The following is a 1,203-nucleotide window of genomic DNA, read 5'->3' as shown; positions in this document are numbered from 1 at the left end:
CGTCATTTGTCTTGGATTGAAGACAGGCGGCTTACGAGGTTCGCCGAGGGCGTCGATGGGCCGGCGGTGCATCAGGTTGAGGCGGACGAGACGGCGGAAGGTGCTGGGTTGGGGGACGGCGCGCTGGGCGTCGTGGGCGAGTTTGAGGAGGATGAAGGCGATGAGGGCGACGAAGATCTGGATTCGCACGGCATTCTCGCTCGCCCCGAGGAAGTGACCGATCTTCAGGTTCTGCTTGATCCATTTGAAGAACAGTTCGATCTGCCAGCGTGCCTTGTAGAGATCGGCGATTTCCTTTGCCGGGGCGTCGAGGTCGTTGGAAACGATGCGGATCGTCTTTCCGGTCTTGAGCCTGACGACGATCTCGCGCACCGGATCGGCGAAGGGGTTCTTGCGCGAGCGGGCCATGCGCCGGGGCAGAAGGCCGATCCTGTCGGAGAGGATGGCGCCGTCTTTCGGCACGGGCTGGACGGCGGTCACGGCAAGGTCGGTGTTGCTCTTCAGGCGGCTGACGATCCGGCAGCCGGCGGCATCGAGGGCCGCCCACCAGGCGAAGTCGTAATAGCCGAGATCGAAGACGTAGGTGGCGCCGGGCTCGGGCTGGAGCGCCTTGGCGGGGGTGATGTCGTTCACCCTCTGGTCGCTGAGGCCGGCTTCCAATGGCATGGCCGCGCCGAGATCGTAGACGACGTGCAGCTTGACCGCCCGCTTGCCGCTGACCGTGCTGACCCAGCCTTGGCTGAGCGAGGTGAGCGAGAGGCGGGTGGCATCGGGAAGCAGCGTCGGCGTCGTAAAGGCCGGCATCTGGCGGCGAATGCGGCGGCAGGCGGCTTTGGCCATGTGGGCGAAGAGTTCGGCAAACAGGGCCGCCGGCCGCCTGGTATTGGCATCCGCCAGCGTCGAGCGGGCCGGGGCGGTCATGCCGAGGTGGTAGAGCCCGGCGGACTGGCTGGCGAGCCCGGCCTCGATGTCGCGCAGGCTACCGGCGCCGGCCAGCTGGCCGAACAGCATGGCGAGAAACTGGCTCCGGGTGGTCAGCTTGCGCACCCTGCGATCCGCCCCGTGGGCGTCCACCAGCCGCTCGAACTCGGCCCAGGGAATGTGTTTCTGTAGCCCGTGAAAAACGCTATTGTCGTGCCGCATGACATTGATCTCCAAACTCGTGCCCCGAACGCCGCGAAACGTCTGGAACCGAGTAGAATC

At 65.7% G+C, this 1,203-nt stretch carries 1 protein-coding gene; it reads right to left on the bottom strand.

All coding sequences use genetic code 11. The annotated features are described in order from the left end of the window. A partial coding sequence (locus MF134_RS23770; protein WP_255341869.1) for an IS4 family transposase occupies window positions 1-1,143 on the bottom strand: 1,143 nt, incomplete at its 3' end. Window positions 1,144-1,203 lie beyond the last annotated feature (60 nt).

Origin of the sequence: Jiella marina (assembly GCF_024359545.1) — a bacterium.
Lineage (GTDB): Bacteria > Pseudomonadota > Alphaproteobacteria > Rhizobiales > Rhizobiaceae > Jiella.
This window is presented reverse-complemented; position numbering and strand designations above follow the sequence as displayed.